The 17,493-nt window shown below is 36.5% G+C and carries 16 protein-coding genes; 10 read left to right on the top strand and 6 right to left on the bottom strand.

Annotation, left to right across the window (positions count from 1 at the left end; genetic code table 11):
* Positions 1-208: 208 nt before the first annotated feature.
* Positions 209-2,185: an alpha-ketoacid dehydrogenase subunit alpha/beta gene (locus tag ACRDEC_RS10285; protein WP_431498250.1), complete on the bottom strand. Its 1,977-nt coding sequence runs from the start codon at positions 2,183-2,185 to the stop codon at positions 209-211.
* 175 nt (positions 2,186-2,360) lie between these two features.
* On the opposite strand from ACRDEC_RS10285, the gene ACRDEC_RS10280 reads away from it, so the two are divergent.
* From ACRDEC_RS10280 to ACRDEC_RS10250, 7 genes are all read left to right on the top strand, one after another.
* The gene (locus ACRDEC_RS10280) at positions 2,361-3,314 is read left to right on the top strand and encodes an isopenicillin N synthase family dioxygenase (protein ID WP_431498249.1); all 954 of its coding nucleotides are present in this window, start codon (positions 2,361-2,363) and stop codon (positions 3,312-3,314) included.
* 68 nt (positions 3,315-3,382) lie between these two features.
* Positions 3,383-3,715 (top strand): translation initiation factor, encoded by a 333-nt coding sequence (locus ACRDEC_RS10275; RefSeq protein WP_431498248.1) that lies wholly within the window; start codon positions 3,383-3,385, stop codon positions 3,713-3,715.
* 9 nt (positions 3,716-3,724) lie between these two features.
* Positions 3,725-4,597: a nucleoside phosphorylase gene (locus ACRDEC_RS10270; protein ID WP_431498247.1), complete on the top strand. Its 873-nt coding sequence runs from the start codon at positions 3,725-3,727 to the stop codon at positions 4,595-4,597.
* 26 nt (positions 4,598-4,623) lie between these two features.
* On the top strand, positions 4,624-5,157 hold the full coding sequence (locus tag ACRDEC_RS10265; protein ID WP_431498246.1) for a GNAT family N-acetyltransferase: 534 nt from the start codon (positions 4,624-4,626) through the stop codon (positions 5,155-5,157).
* The gene (locus tag ACRDEC_RS10260) at positions 5,154-5,999 is read left to right on the top strand and encodes a substrate-binding domain-containing protein (RefSeq protein ID WP_431498245.1); all 846 of its coding nucleotides are present in this window, start codon (positions 5,154-5,156) and stop codon (positions 5,997-5,999) included. Before ACRDEC_RS10265 ends, ACRDEC_RS10260 begins: the two co-directional genes overlap by 4 nt.
* A gap of 29 nt (positions 6,000-6,028) precedes the next feature.
* Entirely contained in the window at positions 6,029-6,973 is a 945-nt protein-coding gene (locus ACRDEC_RS10255; RefSeq protein WP_431498244.1) for a transglutaminase, read from the top strand.
* A 116-nt stretch (positions 6,974-7,089) separates the two neighbouring features.
* Entirely contained in the window at positions 7,090-7,635 is a 546-nt protein-coding gene (locus tag ACRDEC_RS10250; RefSeq protein ID WP_431498243.1) for a GNAT family N-acetyltransferase, read from the top strand.
* Positions 7,636-7,743: 108 nt separating this feature from the next.
* Here the strand turns inward: ACRDEC_RS10250 and ACRDEC_RS10245 are convergent, their stop codons facing one another.
* A complete protein-coding gene (locus tag ACRDEC_RS10245) occupies positions 7,744-8,412 on the bottom strand; it encodes a uracil-DNA glycosylase (RefSeq protein WP_431498251.1) in 669 nt (222 codons plus the stop codon).
* Positions 8,413-8,498: 86 nt separating this feature from the next.
* Between ACRDEC_RS10245 and ACRDEC_RS10240 the strand changes: the two genes are divergently transcribed.
* Together ACRDEC_RS10240 and ACRDEC_RS10235 are read left to right on the top strand one after the other, a co-directional pair.
* On the top strand, positions 8,499-10,667 hold the full coding sequence (locus ACRDEC_RS10240) for an endonuclease MutS2 (RefSeq protein WP_431498242.1): 2,169 nt from the start codon (positions 8,499-8,501) through the stop codon (positions 10,665-10,667).
* Entirely contained in the window at positions 10,667-11,089 is a 423-nt protein-coding gene (locus ACRDEC_RS10235) for a thiol-disulfide oxidoreductase DCC family protein (protein WP_431498241.1), read from the top strand. Before ACRDEC_RS10240 ends, ACRDEC_RS10235 begins: the two co-directional genes overlap by 1 nt.
* Positions 11,090-11,124: 35 nt before the next feature.
* Here ACRDEC_RS10235 and ACRDEC_RS10230 read toward each other — a convergent pair whose 3' ends face one another.
* From ACRDEC_RS10230 to ACRDEC_RS10215, 4 genes are all read right to left on the bottom strand, one after another.
* Positions 11,125-13,329, bottom strand: a complete 2,205-nt coding sequence (locus ACRDEC_RS10230) for a TonB-dependent receptor (protein ID WP_431498240.1) — start codon at positions 13,327-13,329, stop codon at positions 11,125-11,127.
* Positions 13,330-13,392: 63 nt separating this feature from the next.
* The gene (locus ACRDEC_RS10225; RefSeq protein WP_431498239.1) at positions 13,393-13,746 is read right to left on the bottom strand and encodes a hypothetical protein; all 354 of its coding nucleotides are present in this window, start codon (positions 13,744-13,746) and stop codon (positions 13,393-13,395) included.
* Positions 13,747-13,812: 66 nt separating this feature from the next.
* Positions 13,813-14,802: an aspartate-semialdehyde dehydrogenase gene (locus tag ACRDEC_RS10220; RefSeq protein ID WP_431498238.1), complete on the bottom strand. Its 990-nt coding sequence runs from the start codon at positions 14,800-14,802 to the stop codon at positions 13,813-13,815.
* 96 nt (positions 14,803-14,898) lie between these two features.
* Positions 14,899-15,324 (bottom strand): hypothetical protein, encoded by a 426-nt coding sequence (locus ACRDEC_RS10215; protein WP_431498237.1) that lies wholly within the window; start codon positions 15,322-15,324, stop codon positions 14,899-14,901.
* Between the two features lie 185 nt (positions 15,325-15,509).
* Between ACRDEC_RS10215 and ACRDEC_RS10210 the strand changes: the two genes are divergently transcribed.
* A complete protein-coding gene (locus ACRDEC_RS10210) occupies positions 15,510-17,456 on the top strand; it encodes a metallophosphoesterase (protein WP_431498236.1) in 1,947 nt (648 codons plus the stop codon).
* Positions 17,457-17,493 lie beyond the last annotated feature (37 nt).

Here is a 17,493-nt window from a genome sequence, read left to right as displayed (position 1 = left end):
GCTTATAGCTAAGTTCACCTTTTTCTACTTGCGAAATAACAGCTAATTTAAAGCCCAAATTATAATCGCGTTGACTACGCTTTTCTGCGCTGTTTTCTGATCTATTCATAATAAGTCGATTTTATGTCAACTTATTTCAGGACGGGACAATTCCAACAAAAAAGCCGTCTCGCAATGAGACGGCTTTTGTACTATTGAAATTAGTCGCTTAGTACGCTAATAACTCTTTTAGTTCTGTTTCAAAACGAACTTTTGGCAGGTATTGGTCTTCCAGTGCTTTCACAAACGGAATAGCACTTTCTAAACTTCCAACACGTCTTACCGGAGCGTCCAGATATTCAAAGCAATTCTCCATAATCATCGCTGAAATATCACTTGCTATACCGCCAAACAGAGAGTCTTCTTGTAAAACAATCACTTTATTGGTTTTCTTAACCGAAGCATAAATAGTCTCCCAATCCAATGGTTGTAATGTACGCAAGTCAATCAGATCTGCTTTGATTTCAGGGTTTTTGTCCAAAGTATCTAAAGCCCAGTGTACTCCGGCTCCAAAAGAGATTATGGTAACATCTTCTCCTTCTTTAATCATCGCTGCTTTCCCGAAAGGAATGGTATAATAATCCTTCGGTACATCCTGATAAACGCTTCTGTATAACTGTTTGTGTTCAAAAAACATTACCGGATTCGGATCGTTAATAGCCGTATTCAATAATCCTTTGACATCATATGGAAATGCCGGATAAACTACTTTTAATCCAGGAGTTTTGGTAAACCAGGCTTCATTCGTCTGCGAGTGAAACGGTCCTGCCTGAGTACCGCCGCCACAAGGCATACGTACTACAACATCAGCGTTTTCTAACCAACGGTAATGTGATTTTGCCAATAAATTCACAATAGGATTGAATCCTGTAGATACAAAATCCGCAAACTGCATCTCCACAACAGCTTTATGCCCGTTGATAGATAATCCCATACCTGCTGAAACCACCGCGCTTTCGCATATAGGAGTATTGCGCACTCTTTCTTTTCCGAACTGCGCTACGAAACCATCGGTTATTTTAAATGCACCTCCGTATTCTGCGATATCCTGCCCCATAATAACCAGGTTATCATGTCGCTCCATAGATTGGCGCAAACTGTTAGATATGGCGTCTACAACACGTATATTTTCAACTTCGTCAGAATGAGTAACTTCCTCAAAATCATAAGGTTTATAAACGTCATTCAACTCTTCGCTTAAACTAGCTTGTATTTCCGGTTCTTCCTGAACTTTTGCCCAATCCGTGTCTATTTCTTTTTTAATAGCAGCTCTGAATGCTTCGTCTGCTTCTTCTGTTAATACAGCAGTAGCCTTCAGATAGTTTCTGTAATTTTCTACAGGATCTTTTTCTGCCCACATATCCATTAGCTCCTGCGGAACATATTTGGTACCACTCGCCTCTTCGTGACCACGCATACGGAAGGTCTTGAATTCTAATAATACCGGACGCGGGTTTTCCTGTATCGAAGCTTTCAATTCTGAAATCAGGTTGAATACTTCAAGGATATTGTTACCGTCAACTACGTGGCTTTCCATACCGTAGCCTATTCCTTTGTCTGCAAGGTCTTCACAACGGTATTGCTCGTTTGTTGGTGTAGAAAGGCCATAACCGTTATTCTCGATTACGAATAAAACCGGCAACTCCCATACAGAAGCAATGTTTAACGCCTCATGGAAATCTCCTTCAGAAGTAGCTCCTTCTCCTGTAAAAACAGCGGTTACTTTACCGTTTTTCTTCAATTTATTAGCTAAGGCGATACCGTCAGCCACACCTAATTGCGGCCCTAAATGGGATATCATTCCTATAATCTTATATTCTTGTGTACCAAAGTGAAACGAACGGTCACGTCCTTTCGTAAAACCGTTGGCTTTTCCCTGCCACTGCGAAAACAGGCGGTGCAAAGGAATCTCCCTTGTGGTAAACACCCCTAAGTTCCTGTGCATCGGCAAGATGTATTCATCTTTATCCAACACCGAAGTGATTCCTACAGAGATAGCTTCCTGCCCGATTCCTGAGAACCACTTGGATACTTTCCCCTGACGGATAAGGATTAACATTTTCTCTTCAATCAATCGGGGCTTGATTAAATTCTTATATAAATCTAAAAGTTGTTCATTGGTCAGATTCTTTCTTTCGAAATTCATTTTTACAGTAGTTTTTTATTGCGGCTCAAAAGTATAAAAAAATAACAGCATAGCCTTGTTTTGTTATATTTTTTTGAAATGTTGATAACTTTTAAAATAGATATAATTTATTTATCTTTACATTTGTCAAATCAAGGTTTTATCCTAAAAAAGTTATTAACAAAAACTAAGTACAATGCAAAACATTCCTAGTGTTGACTTACGTGATTTCCTATCGGGCGACCCGGTACGTAAACAAAAATTTGTAAATGAAATCGGAAAAGCATACGAAGATATTGGCTTCGTAGCATTAAAAGGTCATTTTTTAGATGACAAATTGGTGGATGAACTTTATAGTGAAGTTCGTAATTTCTTTGGTCTTCCGGTGGAAGCAAAAGAGAAATACGAAATTCCCGGTATCGGCGGACAACGCGGGTATGTTTCTTTTGGTAAAGAGCATGCTAAAGGGCGTTCTGCAGGTGATTTGAAAGAGTTTTGGCACTTTGGCCAATACGTTGGCAAAGACTCCAAATACGCCAGCGAGTATCCTGACAACGTTACTGTGGAAGAATTGCCAAGATTCAATGCCGTTGGTAAAGAAGCCTACCAGATGCTGGAGAAAACAGGTGTCTACGTGTTGAGAGCATTGGCTATTTACATCGGTCTGGATGAGTTCTATTTCGACAACTTCATCAAAGACGGCAACAGTATCTTACGACCTATCCATTACCCTCCTATTACTGATGAACCTAAAGACGGTGCCGTACGTGCTGCTGCTCATGGTGATATCAACCTAATCACCTTACTTATGGGTGCTCAGGGAAAAGGGTTACAGGTACAAAACAATGACGGACAGTGGATTGACGCTATTGCAGAACCGGATGAATTGGTTATCAATGTAGGCGATATGTTATCCCGTCATACCAATAACAAATTAAAATCTACCATTCACCAAGTGGTAAATCCTCCTAGAGAATTATGGGGTACTTCCCGTTTCTCTATTCCTTTCTTCATGCATCCTGTAGGCGATATGTCATTAAATTGCTTAGACAAATGTATTGATGAAAACAACCCTAAATTATACGAAGATATTACTGCAGGTGATTTCTTGTATGAGCGTTTAGTAGATTTAGGATTGATTAAAAAATAATTAAATCTAAATAGTTAAAAAGTACGGATTTTTTTAATCCGTACTTTTGTTTTTTATAATTTTATGTAATGGACTTACAAGATCAATTAAAGAATTTATTCCCGGACCATATTGTCTCTAACGAACCTGAAGAAGTTCAGGAAGACGAGCATGTGCTTTTTATTCAAAAAGAGCCCATGATCTGCAAATATGAAAAGAGAAAAGGAAAGCCTACAACCATTATTGAAGGCTACGAAGGCAGTGATGAAGATTTTAAACTACTGGCTAAAGAAATCAAGACCAAACTTAGTGTTGGCGGCAGTTTTAAGGATGACTCCATAATCATTCAGGGAGATTACAGAGATAAAATTATGGAAATATTAAAAATTAAAGGATTTAAAGTAAAACGCGTAGGCGGATAAAGACAATATATGGCATCAATACAATCATCAGAATTAATTCTGAACCCTGACGGAAGTGTATACCACTTAAATTTAAAACCGGAACACATTGCCCGCGACATTATTTTTGTTGGGGACCAGAATCGTGTAGAGAAGATTACACAGTTTTTCGATACTATCGAATTTTCAACTCAAAAGAGGGAATTCAAAACACAAACAGGAACACTAAAAGGCAAACGAATTACAGTTATGTCAACAGGAATTGGTCCTGACAACATCGACATCGTTATGAATGAACTGGATGCTTTGGTCAATATCGATTTGGAAACCCGTCAGCCAAAAGAAGACTTGACTTCATTAAATATCATAAGAATAGGAACTTCAGGGTCATTACAATCAGATATTCCCGTAGACAGCTTTGTGATGTCTAAATACGGCTTGGGATTGGATAATATGCTTCGCTCCTATTTAATCGACAGTATTACGGAAACAGCCATCGAAGATGCTTTTATTTCCCACACCAATTGGGATTTGAAAAAAGGAAAACCGTATGTAATTGCTTGTTCATCTGTATTGGAAGAATTAATAGAAAGTGACCAAATCCACAAAGGTTTTACAGGAACTGCCGGTGGATTCTATGGACCACAAGGACGTGTACTGCGTTTGAATATCCAGGATGAAGACTTAAATGCTAAAATGGACAGTTTCGATTATAACGGAACCCGGATGACCAACCTCGAAATGGAAACAGCTGCTATTTATGGTTTAGGAAAACTTTTAGGACACGAAACATTATCGTTGAATGCTATCATCGCTAACCGTGCTGACGGTACTTTTAGTGCTGATCCTTACAAAGCAGTTGATGAATTAATTGCCTATGCATTAAAAAAACTAACAGAGTAGCACCTGCTTACGGGATTTATAAAACCATGACAACAAAATTAGAAACCGACCGACTTATTTTAAGAGAAATCCTTCCCTCAGATGCGGATGAATTATTTCTTTTAGACAGCAATCCCAATGTTCACTTATACCTTGGGAATAATCCCGTAGTTTCTGTGGAGGAATGCAAAGAATATATCGAAAACATCAGAAACCAATACATCCTGAATGGCATTGGCAGGTTTTCCGTTGTTTTAAAAGAAACAGGAGAAGTTATTGGCTGGGCAGGAATTAAATTCATAACAGAACCCGAAAATAACCATGTAGACTTCTACGACATCGGCTACAGGTTACAGGAAAACCATTGGGGCAAAGGTTATGGCTATGAAGCGGCTAAGGCTTGGCTTGACTATGCATTCAATGAAATGAAAGCCCCAGCAGTCTATGCTTCGGCACACATTGAGAACACAGGTTCCAACAAAATCCTTCAGAAGATCGGGTTGCACCGTAAAGAGCACTATGTGCATCATGACTTACCTTGTTATTGGTACGAATTAAAAAGAGAAGATTATTCAAAATGAAAACAATAAAAATAGCAGGAGTTCCTGAGCATTTTAATTTACCGTGGCATTTGTGCATCGACAATGGAGAGTTCGACGTAGTCGGTATCGATTTACAATGGACCGATGTTCCTGAAGGCACCGGGAAACTATGCCAAATGCTTCGGGACAATGAAACCGATATTGCTGTAATTCTAACGGAAGGAATTATTAAAGACATCGCAGCAGGAAATGATTCTTCTATCGTTCAGGTATATGTGCAGTCTCCCTTAATTTGGGGAATTCATGTAGATGCAAAATCATCCTATATGCAATTATCCGATTTGGAAAATAAGAAGGCTGCTATTTCCCGTTTGGGCTCCGGTTCGCATTTAATGTCTATCGTAAATGCCCAAAATAATAATTGGAACACCGAAGCACTTGCCTTCGAAATCGTAAATACCATTGATGGAGCCGTTGAAGCACTGGCTGCCGGTAAAGCAGATTATTTTATGTGGGAACGCTTTATGACAAAACCTTTAGTCGATAATGGTACTTTCCGCAGAATTGCTGATTGCCCTACTCCTTGGCCTTGTTTTGTAATTGCCGTTCGGAACGAATTCCTTAAAGACCACAGTGCTTCGGTCGGATTGCTTCTGGAAATCATCAATAGCACAACGATCGAATTTAAGGAAATTCCAAGTATTGACAGAACTTTGGCTTCGAAGTACAATCAAAAAACAGAAGACATAAGAGAATGGCTATCACTAACCAAATGGTCACAAAAACAATTAGATAAAACCACATTCAATACAATTCAAAACCAATTATTGGAGTTAAAAATTATTGAAAATAAGATTTCCTATGAAGCGGTAGTTAAATAAATACTTATTTTTATCGTTTTAAGCAGCTAATGACAACAAAAACTAAAGAATTTATTTCAAAATATAAAGAAAAACTTTCTTTGCCCAAACCATGGGACTCTATTGTCATTTTTTTATTGAATGTACTTCTTACCATTCCTGTTTTTATCATTGCACATCAAAATTTCATCAATCCACATTGGAAATTTCCAATTGATAGAATTTTGATGCTCTTAATTATTTTAGTTGCTTTCCAACTTATTTTAAGAGTCTTAAAGACTATTATTATCATTTGTATTTTTGGCTATCTGTTGATGCTTTTGGGAGGAACTATCTTTGGGGAATACGGTTTTTACAGGGTTTATGATGATTACCGCTCCATGATGTACACAATGGAAGAAAATCCGTACCCACAAGATATTATCGTAAGTAAACTGCTTCCTTTCCCTAATAAATCGAAAGTATTACAAGCTATTAATTATGATAATCCAAAAGTCAGAAATTTTGCACTTTCAGCAACAACAAAGCATTTTACGGATATCAAACGAATTAAAGGATATGGTTATTACAGGACAACCATTCAATGTTTTGCCGTTTTTAAAGAAATTAAAACCCGATGGAATTACGTAAACGATCCTAAAGGAAATGATTATATCGCTTCCGCATCAGAATCATTGCAGCATTTCTCCGGTGATTGCGATGATCATGCTATTCTAATGGCCGCCGGAGTAAAAGCCGTTGGTGGCATTCCAAGACTGATTCACACTGATGAACATATTTATCCTGAAATGCTCATTGGAAACCAGCGGGATCTGGACAATATCATTTTTTTAATCAAAAAGGTACTCTTTGTCGAGGAAAGTAAAGGCAAAGAAATTCACTATCATATTGATGAGCGTGGACAAATATGGCTAAACCTCGATTATACTGCGTTTTATCCCGGAGGAAAATTTATGAGTGAAGAAATTTTAGGCGAATTGACTCTTACTAATTGATTTTCTTCTGATTAATTAGAAAAACTAAAGAGTATAGGAGTATGCGAAGAGCCAGTGTCTCCATTTCTCCATCATTCTAAAGCTTTTTCTCCCTCCCTTTTCAATATATTTGCAAAATGGAATTCGAAGTACTTACTACCAAAAGACTATTTCTAAAAAAACTCACTCCGGAAGTGTTTACTTATTTATTTGAAAATTGTTCTGAAGCCGAAATTAAAAGCCAGCTCGGACTAACAAGCGACGCAGAATTTATCAAAGAAAAGATGAAACACCAAGGAGGCTACGTGACGTATGACAGAACCATTTTATCTTTCCTTCTTGTGTTGAAAGAAAATAATGAAACCATTGGAAGATGCGGTTATCACAATTTGTATTCAGACCATGCCAAAGCAGAATTAGGATATGCTTTAACTAAAGAGGAAAATAAAGGAAAGGGATACATGAGTGAAGCCGTCAGTAAAATTCTTGAATATGGGTTTACCAACATGGGTTTAAACCGAATTGAAGCCGGCGTTGGACCTTCAAACAAAGCTTCTTTAAACATCATCAGAAAATTTGGGTTTACCCAGGAAGGTTATTTGAGACAACATTTTGTCAGAGATGGGGAAATTCAGGATACTTTACTTTTTTCTTTATTGGAAGAAGAGTATAAAAAGAAATAAAAACGCCTCAATCCCTAATTCTTTCGTTTATCCGAATTTTTCCTTCGTTCGTTCTTTTTTCATTGTTATCGCATGAGCAAGCGAGACGTAAAGAAACCTAAAATAAAATCACCAACTAATTTCTGTCTTTTTATTACTTTTAAGATAATCATTCGCCTTGCTGAAATGCTGATTTTCAAACCAGAGTTTCCGGTTGGCGCTTAATGGAGAAGGATGACCTGTTTCAAGAACCAAATGTTTGTCCCGATTGATTTTGGCCCCTTTTTTACGAGCAAAACTACCCCAAAGCAGGAAAACCACATTTTCTGAATTATCGGAAATATATTGAATAACCGCATCCGTAAAAACATTCCATTTCAAGTGTTTATGACTGTTAGCCAAATCCTTACGCACTGTCAGCGAAGCATTCAGCAATAAAACACCTTGTTTTGCCCAAGGTTCTAAATTACCCGATGATGGAAAAAACACCCGTTCGTATTCTGTATTAATCTCAGTAAAAATATTTTTCAGCGAAGGCGGAATTTTTACCCCGTCATTTACTGAGAAACACAAACCATTAGCTTCTCCTTCACCATGGTACGGATCCTGGCCAATAATAACAACTTTCAGCGTATTGAAAGGGCAAAAATTAAACGCATTGAAAATGAGTTCTTTTGGCGGAAAACAAATCCCGTTGTTATATTCTTCTTCAACCGAAGCCAGTAAATCATTAAAATAAGCCTTGTTTTGCTCTTGTTTGAACAATGGTTCCCAAGAAGCACCAATATTTTGGGTCAACATCTGATAATTTTTCACAAATATAATGACTTTGATTCTTTACTACTTTGAAACTTTGTAACTTTGATCCTTTGCTATAATTACCAATGATTTCAATACACGAAAAAACACTTCAGGATTTACAATTTTCAACGGTTTTAGAAACCATATCTGCTATGTGCAATACAGATATCGGAAAAGAGAAAGCCTTAGAAATAACCCCTTATAGAGAAGAAGAATTGATGATGGTCGCTTTGCACCAGACATCGGAATATGTTTCCTCATTTCAAAATAACAATGCCATTCCCAATCACGGCTTTGATGCCATTTCGCATGAAATAAAGTTTCTGGCTATTGAAGATAGTTTTTTGGAAGTCGGAAGTTTTAAAAAAATTGCCACATTATCCGAAAACACGAATGTTCTGCTTCAGTATTTTAAAAAATTTGAAGACTACTATCCTAATTTATACGCTAAATCAAGCCAAATAGAACTTACAAAAGCAATCATCAAAGCTATTGATGAAATTGTAGATAAATATGGTGAGATCAAAGACAATGCTTCACCCGCCCTACTCGAAATCAGAAAAGGAATGAATTTAGTCCGTGGTAAAGTCAATCAGAGTTTTGGTATGGCTTTAAACCAATATCACGGGCTTGGTTATTTGGATGATATCAAGGAGAGTTTTGTAAATAATCGCAGAGTACTAGCAGTTTTAGCCATGTACCGGCGTAAAGTAAAGGGTTCAATTCTGGGAAGTTCTAAAACCGGAAGTATCGCCTTTGTAGAACCGGAAGCAACGCTGAAATACTCCCGCGAATTGAGTAATTTAGAATACGAAGAAAAAGAAGAAATTACCCGAATTTTAAAATACCTGACGGATGTAATTCGCCCTTATTTACCGCTTTTAATTCAGTACCAGGAATTTTTGAGTGATATTGATGTTATTGCGGCAAAAGCAAAATATGCTAATAGGATTAATGGCATACTTCCCACTATTACCAAAGAAAGACGGGTTTATTTCAGAGAAGCCTTCCATCCTATTTTGTACCTGAACAATAAAGCAAAAAAAGAAGTCACTTATCCGCAAACCATCGAATTTACGAATGAAAGCAGGATAATTGTGATTTCTGGCCCCAATGCCGGAGGAAAAACTATTTCATTAAAAACAGTCGGATTATTGCAGTTAATGCTGCAATCCGGTATGCTCATTCCCGTACATGAAAGAAGCGAAACCTGCTTATTTGATAGGATTCTAACGGATATTGGAGACAATCAATCCATTGAAAATCATTTAAGTACTTACAGTTACCGATTGAAGAATATGAATAATTTTCTCAAAAAGTGTAACGCAAGGACATTATTCCTTATTGATGAATTCGGAACCGGTTCAGATCCTGAATTAGGAGGCGCTTTAGCCGAAACCTTCCTGGAAGAATTTTATGCTCGGGAAGCTTTTGGAATCATAACTACGCATTATTCCAATTTGAAGATTTTAGCCAATGAGTTACCTTTTGCCACCAATGCCAATATGCTTTTCGATGAAAAATCATTGGAACCTATGTACAAATTGGTTTTAGGTCAGGCCGGAAGTTCATTTACTTTTGAAGTTGCTCAAAAAAACGGCATTCCTTTCGGATTAATCAATCGAGCCAAAAAGAAAATTGAAGGCGGAAAAGTTCGTTTCGATAAAACCATTGCTACGCTACAAAAAGAGCGTTCAAAAATGGAAAAAACGTCTCAAACACTCAAAGAAGAAGAAAGTAAAGCCCGTGAGGAAAGTAAAAAAATGGAAAGTATCAATCTGAAAATTCAGGATAAATTAGAACGTTATCAGGAGTTGTACGATGCGAATCAGCGGTTAATTTACATGGGCCAGAAAATTGATGATATCTCAGAGAAATATTTCAATAATAAAAATAAGAAAGACCTGATTGGTGAGTTTTTAAAAATGGTTGAAATTGAAAATTCCAAACGAAAAAAACTGACTGTTAAAGAAGTAAAAGTCAAGAAAGAAATAGAAAAGGTAATTATTGAAGAAGTAAAAGCCAAAGTTGAGGAAATTCGGGAAGTCAAAAAAGAGAAGAAGATAAAGGCTAAAACCGAAGAAGAAAATAAACCAAAAGTGATTTTGAAAGTTGGTGACAGAGTTCGGATGAAAGAAGGAAAAGCTGTTGGAACCATTGATACCATAGAAAAAAACAAAGCCACCGTAAATTATGGTATATTTACTTCAAAAGTAAGTTTAGACGAATTAGAATTTGTACAGGCAAAATAATGGAAATAATCGATTTACCAAAAGACAAAAAAATCATATTATTTGATGGTGTTTGCAACCTTTGCAACTCCTCTGTACAATATGTAATCAAGCACGATAAAAAAGATATTTTCAGGTTTGTTTCTCTACAATCTGAAACAGGTCAGAAAATTTTAGATCATATCGGGATTTCCAGAGCAAATATTGACAGCATTGTTCTATACGAACCTGGGAAAGCCTATTATTACAAATCGACAGCAGCTCTCGAAATAACCAGAAATCTCGGAGGCTTCTTTACCTACGGATCTGTTTTCAAAATTATACCAGCCGGAATCAGAAATATCGTTTATGATTATGTTGCCAAAAACAGATACAAATGGTATGGCAAACAAGAATCCTGTATGATTCCTACGCCTGAATTGAAAGCCAAATTTTTAGAATAAAAAAAGCCAAGTTAGTTAAAACTTGGCTTTTTTATTTACAGATTAAAATTCAATCCCAGAACGATGTTTCGTCCTATATTGGGAATTCCATCCGATTTAAGTCTGGAAAGGTGTGAAATATAACTTCTGTCGAACAAATTATTAGCATTAAGAGCTAAATCAAATTTCATTTTCCCGAAATTTACATTTCCTCCCAAACCTAAATTAAGTAAGGTATAGTCTTTCGATTTTGTTTCAAATTCACCATTATTATTTTGAGCAAAAGTACTTTCAACATTCGCTGTCAGGAAACCTTTTTTAACCCAATTTTTAATACCAAACTCTGTACGTATAGTATTATTCCATTTGTTGGCAGGAATTAAAGGCAGATAAACACCCTCTTCATTCTGTCCGATAACACTCTCGAAACTGCTCGTAAAATGAAGCCAGTCCAACGGATGCGGATGAAAATGAATTCCGGCTTCTCCCCCATACAAACGGGCATTGGCCTGAACATAATCATACACATCATTACCATCAATTACAGTGCCGTTTGGAGAAATATAAATGTAATTATTGATATGATTATAAAATCCGTTGGCAAAAAACTCGAAATGTGTATTACCATATTCAAGATTCAAATCGACTTGAACGTTCTGTTCGTTTTTTAAGTCTGAATTACCAATTTCGTAGCGATTACTGCCTTCATGTACTCCGTTAGAAGTTAATTCTGCTAAATTTGGAGCTCTAAAACCGGAAGCAAGATTAAGTCTTACAGATAAATTATCGGTTAATTGCGTCTTATAACCCATTGATGCATTGAAGCTGTTGAATTTTTTCCCGATCGCTTCAAAATAACCTTCTTCCCCTATAACGCCATGCGTTTCGGTGTTAATTTTTCTGGTGTCAAAGCGGATTCCAGCCTGAAAGATATTCTTTTTCCATTCGTAATTTGTGGTGGCCAAAACTCCAAAATCATTGGTTACAGCATCCGGAATCAATAATTCTTCACCTAAATTCTTGTTTTTCTGTTGCATTCCCTGAATCCCAAAAATAGTTTCCAGTTTACCTAATTTGGGCAAATAGTATTTTATATCGTAGTTCAGTGTTTTCAGATCCATTTGTAAAACAGGAATCGAACTGTCTTCAAACTCTTTTCTGTTATTGGAAATAAACCCAAAATCAGCATCGATCTTCGAATTCTTAAAAAAGAAATTATTATGCAGACTCACAATATGGTTTACCACTCCCTGTCTTGGATAATCAGGATCCCTTTTTGATGTTTGAGCTCCTATTTCTTCAGGGATTCCTAAATTTAAGTTGTTTAAATTATAACGCAGAACACTGGCAAATTTTGAATTACTGTAGTTGATTCCTGCTTTTAAATCTGTTTCTTCAAAACGGGTATTTGTAATACTGCTTCCGTCAGGAACTTTGTAATCTGCGTGTGAATTGTAACCACCTCTAACTAAGAATTTCCAGTTTTCAGAAGATGATTTTAATCCGAAAGAAGTGTTGCTTCCTTGTGTATTTGAAAATAATTTTTGACTGAAATCAGCCGAATAGGAGTTGTTTTTCGCAAATTTTTCAGGGTTAAAATATAAAACGCCTCCCAAAGCATCGGAACCATAAAGCAGCGAAGCCGGGCCTTTTATGACTTCAACACTCTCAATTCCACTATCATTTAAGCCCAAACCATGCTCTTCACCAAATTGCTGGTTTTCCAATCGGACACCTTGTGTATAAACCAAAACACGATTTCCGCTCAAACCACGTATTACCGGTTTTCCGATGGAAGTTCCTGTTGAAACCTGTGAAACTCCCGGAATAGTGGCCAAACCTTCAATTAAAGTAGCAGCTCCTTTTTGCTGCAGCTCTTTGATGGAGCTATGCTCTATTTTCATTACATTTTGGGACTGTATTTTGTTGAAAGCCGTAGAAATAATAACTTCATCCATGTGGTTTACCGATTCTTCCAACGAAATAACAACCTTAGTCTGTTTCTGATTTAATTTTATTGCGACTGATTTGGTTTCATAACCAAAATAAGTAAAAACCAATTTAAAATTTCCATTAGGTAAATTATGGATGGCGTAATTTCCATTAGCATCCGAAAGAGTTTCTTTATTAAGTTCCGGAACGGATATCGAAACCAGCTCCAAAGGTTTGTTATCAGCAGATGTAACAGTGCCTTCGACAGTATTTTGAGCACTGGCAAACAGCGAAAACCCTAATAAAAGGGCTACGTAAAAAGATTTCATAGTAAATGATTGTTTATTGTTTAAAAAATACGTTGTGCTGAAAATAAAAACTCAGCAATAGAATTAAACAATAACAGAAGGAGGGCCACGTAAGTAATAAAAGCTACCAGTAAAGAAAACTAATATTTCTCCGTAACCAAACAAACGGGTAGTATCGGAAATGACATTAAAAAATTCAAAAGAATAAATCGTTGTCGGGATATAGTTGCTTAAAGCATATTTACAGACAAAACAATTATCATAATCATGATGGCTGTGTGTAATCTCGGCCTTACTGTTTGTACTGTATTTATGATAGCAATGCTCAGTAGTAAGCTCTTTAACCAAATGCTCAAAAGAATGCACAGATTGATACAATATCGTAAACGATATGGCAACAAGTACAAAGAAGTTCGTTATGAGCAGGCGTTTTTTCATTCAGAACAAATGTAAAAGAAATCCGTTACACTTTTACATCTAACGGATTTAATTACTTTAAATTGATTAAACCAGGTTATTTTTGACCAGATATTCAGCAATTTGAACCGTATTGGTTGCAGCTCCTTTGCGTAAATTATCAGCTACAATCCACATATTCAAAGAATTTGGCTGGCTTTCATCACGTCGGATACGACCAACAAAAACATCATCTTTCCCTTGTGCATACAATGGCATTGGGTACGTAAAAGTATCCAGATTATCCTGAACAACCACACCTGGAGTATTGTGCAAAATAGTTCTCACTTCATTTACATCAAAGTCGTTTTCAAACTCAACATTAACAGCTTCACTGTGTCCACCAACGATAGGCACACGTACAGCAGTTGCAGTTACAGCAATCGTTTTATCATCCAGAATTTTTTGAGTCTCACGGACTAATTTCATTTCTTCTTTAGTATACCCATTGTTTTCAAAACTATCACAATGTGGAATGGCATTTCTGTGAATAGGATATTTATACGCCATTTCTCCCTGAATTCCAGCATACTCATTTTCTAATTGCTGCACTCCTTTTACTCCGGTTCCTGTAATAGACTGGTAAGTAGATACGATTACACGCTTGATTTTGTATTTTCTATGCAATGGAGCCAAAGCCATAACCAACTGAATAGTAGAACAGTTAGCATTAGGAATAATTTTATCTTCTTTTGTTAAAATAGTACCGTTAATTTCCGGAACAACTAATTTTTTTGTCGGATCCATTCTCCAGGCAGAAGAATTATCGATAACAGTTGTTCCTGCTTCTGCAAATTTAGGTGCCCAAGCTAGCGAAGTTTCGCCTCCGGCAGAGAATAAAGCTATATCAGCTTTCATATCAACGGCAGTTTGCATACCAACTACCTTATATTTATTTCCTTTAAATTCTATTTCCTTCCCTACCGATCTTTCGGATGCAACCGGAATTAATTCCGTTATCGGAAAATTTCTTTCTGTTAAAACTTGAAGCATTACTTCGCCCACCATTCCGGTGGCACCTACAACGGCTACTTTCATTTTGATGTGTGTGTTATTATTTTAAAGAACAAAAGTAAATAATTATGATGTTAAAAAAATACAAAAAAGAAAAACACACAAAATCATTGGCTTTCGTTAGAATTTAGGCAGAACCCCTTGTTTTACATTGAATATTTTGTTTTCAGTATTAGCACCTGCTTTGTAAGTTTTAGCGATTGCTTTGTAAGTTGAAGCACCTGCGTTGTAAGTTTTAGCGATTGCTTTGTAAGTTGAAGCACCTGCGTTGTAAGTTGAAGCACCTGCATTATAAGTTTTAGCGACTGCTTTGTAAGTTGAAGCACCTGCATTATAAGTTTTAGCGATTGCTTTGTAAGTTGAAGCACCTGCATTATAAGTTTTAGCGATTGCTTTGTAAGTTGAAGCACCTGCATTATAAGTTTTAGCACCTGCTTTGTAAGTTAAAGCACCTGCGTTCCTACTATTTAAAAAAAATCTTTCAGATATCCGAATATTAGAATGAATAACTACTGTTTTTTTGCAAGAGTAGAAACCACTCAGCATACACTTAAAAAAAATGCTGATTTTACTTATTATTTAGCATTAAAATTTATAATAATAACATTTAAGTTAACAATTGTATAGCATAAATTAACTTTTAATAACAAAAATATAATGATGTTAAAACAGGTTTTTGTTAAAAAAATTAGATATTTGTAGATTAAAACTTACAAAAAACACAATTAAAAATGAAAAACTTACGATTACTTTGCTTTTTGCTGTTCTGCAGCACAATTCATTCTCAGACCACACTGGTCGCAACAGGAGCTTCCTGGAAATATTTAGCTAACGGTTCAAACCAAGGAACTGCCTGGCGTGCCACTACAATTAATGAAACCGGTTGGTTACAAGGCAATGCCCAATTAGGATACGGAGACGGAGACGAAGCCACAGTTGTTAGTTACGGATCGAGTTCATCCAATAAATACATAACCACGTACTTCCGAAAAACCTTCTCTATCGTAAATGCTGCACAATATGTTAACTATACAATGAAAGTAAAAAGAGATGACGGTGTCGCTGTCTATGTAAATGGTACCGAAGTTTACAGAAATAATTTAGCTGCCAACGCATCCTCTACAACATTAGCCACATTAGCGAGTGATGACGGATCAGGTTTTCAGACAACAACACTTCCTGTCAACACTTTTATTACAGGAAACAATACAATAGCTGTTGAAATTCATCAAAATGCGGCCAATAGTTCCGATATTAGTTTTGATATGGAAGTTATAGGAAATGTTACCGCTCCTATTGTAACTTCTCAAAAACACATCCATTGGGGTACAACAAAAAATGCTCTTGAAGGATTAACCGTCACATGGAGAAATACGGGAACTGCTGACCAGATAAAATGGGGTTACACAACGGCTTACGAGCAAGGAACTTTTAATGGTGTTTCCAGAAATGGGTATGCAGACAAATATTTCAATTACACCTTCCCTACTGTAACTCCTAATACCACGATATATTATGAGTTATTTGATTCGCAAAATACTATATGGACAGGTCAGAAAACGTATCAGACAGCACCTCCGTTAAATACTACAGATTTTACATTTGTTGCTATTGGAGACAGCCGTTCTAATTTAGGTGTTTGGCAAACCGTTTCTAATTTAGCCAATACCAAAAACCCTGATTTTATTCTGTTTAATGGCGATATTGTTGAAAACGGAAACACAAACTCACAATGGGATGCTTGGTTTGACAATGGTAAAAATTTAATTGATAAGAATTTAATCTTCCATGCACAAGGAAATCATGATGTGTCTTCAGCAGCCAATTATCAGAATATTTTCGAATTGCCAAAATACGCACCAACAGGTACTGAACTGTATTATGCTGTCGATTACGGAGAAGCTATCTTTATCTGTTTAAACACCGAAACACCCACAAATGCTGCCCAAAGAACATGGTTAACCAATACACTGGCTGCAAATGCCGGAAAAAAATGGAAAATCATATCCTTCCACAAACCTTTTTACACTGTTGGACCACACGCGAATGAAATGAACTCTGAATTCGGTACCTGGTGGAAAGCTTTTGATGATTATGGTGTTGATTTAGTATTAACCGGTCATGATCATTTATACGAAAGATTTAAACCAATTAACAGAAACGTAAGTACAACAAATGCCGTAGCAACATACGGAAGCGGTCCTACAGAAGGAAGATGTCAGGTAGTTTGTGGCGGTGCCGGTGCGCCATTGTATGATGCTGGTACATCAGGATTGTTGCAAACATTCAAGAAGGATTATCATTTTGTAAAATTCGATGTTACTGCCACTTCGCTTTGCGGAACTGTTTATGATGATACAAATGTGGTTATTGATAATTTTTGCATCAACAAACCGAATTTAGGAAAAGAAACCCAAAAAGATATTTTCTATCCTATTAAACTATCTCCAAATCCTGTTAAGGAAGCTATTCAGGTAACATACAGCTCTCCAAATACCGGAAAAGTACTAATTAACATTTATGACATCAAAGGAAATCTTGTAGCTCAGGAGAACAGCACAAAATCAGATACAGAATTTCTATATAAATATGACGCTTCTTCATTAAAACCAGGCGTTTATGTTTTTGAAATTCAAATGAACAATCAAAAAGACAGTTCAATACTAATCCGCGAATAAAACCAAAAGGCCGGCAGCTAAATAACCGAATAGCTGC

The organism is Flavobacterium sp., from assembly GCF_050696275.1.
In the GTDB taxonomy this organism is placed as follows: Bacteria; Bacteroidota; Bacteroidia; order Flavobacteriales; family Flavobacteriaceae; genus Flavobacterium.
This window is presented reverse-complemented; position numbering and strand designations above follow the sequence as displayed.

Bases quoted from the DNA above. Each gene is read 5' to 3' on its own strand.
- ACRDEC_RS10220 (WP_431498238.1), bottom strand. From the start codon at position 14,802: ATGAAAGTAGCCGTTGTAGGTGCCACCGGAATGGTGGGCGAAGTAATG.
- ACRDEC_RS10210 (WP_431498236.1), top strand. From the start codon at position 15,510: ATGAAAAACTTACGATTACTTTGCTTTTTGCTGTTCTGCAGCACAATT.
- ACRDEC_RS10225 (WP_431498239.1), bottom strand. From the start codon at position 13,746: ATGAAAAAACGCCTGCTCATAACGAACTTCTTTGTACTTGTTGCCATA.
- ACRDEC_RS10270 (WP_431498247.1), top strand. From the start codon at position 3,725: ATGGCATCAATACAATCATCAGAATTAATTCTGAACCCTGACGGAAGT.
- ACRDEC_RS10260 (WP_431498245.1), top strand. From the start codon at position 5,154: ATGAAAACAATAAAAATAGCAGGAGTTCCTGAGCATTTTAATTTACCG.
- ACRDEC_RS10235 (WP_431498241.1), top strand. From the start codon at position 10,667: ATGGAAATAATCGATTTACCAAAAGACAAAAAAATCATATTATTTGAT.
- ACRDEC_RS10280 (WP_431498249.1), top strand. From the start codon at position 2,361: ATGCAAAACATTCCTAGTGTTGACTTACGTGATTTCCTATCGGGCGAC.
- ACRDEC_RS10275 (WP_431498248.1), top strand. From the start codon at position 3,383: ATGGACTTACAAGATCAATTAAAGAATTTATTCCCGGACCATATTGTC.
- ACRDEC_RS10285 (WP_431498250.1), bottom strand. From the start codon at position 2,185: ATGAATTTCGAAAGAAAGAATCTGACCAATGAACAACTTTTAGATTTA.
- ACRDEC_RS10240 (WP_431498242.1), top strand. From the start codon at position 8,499: ATGATTTCAATACACGAAAAAACACTTCAGGATTTACAATTTTCAACG.
- ACRDEC_RS10215 (WP_431498237.1), bottom strand. From the start codon at position 15,324: ATGCTGAGTGGTTTCTACTCTTGCAAAAAAACAGTAGTTATTCATTCT.
- ACRDEC_RS10250 (WP_431498243.1), top strand. From the start codon at position 7,090: ATGGAATTCGAAGTACTTACTACCAAAAGACTATTTCTAAAAAAACTC.
- ACRDEC_RS10255 (WP_431498244.1), top strand. From the start codon at position 6,029: ATGACAACAAAAACTAAAGAATTTATTTCAAAATATAAAGAAAAACTT.
- ACRDEC_RS10230 (WP_431498240.1), bottom strand. From the start codon at position 13,329: ATGAAATCTTTTTACGTAGCCCTTTTATTAGGGTTTTCGCTGTTTGCC.
- ACRDEC_RS10265 (WP_431498246.1), top strand. From the start codon at position 4,624: ATGACAACAAAATTAGAAACCGACCGACTTATTTTAAGAGAAATCCTT.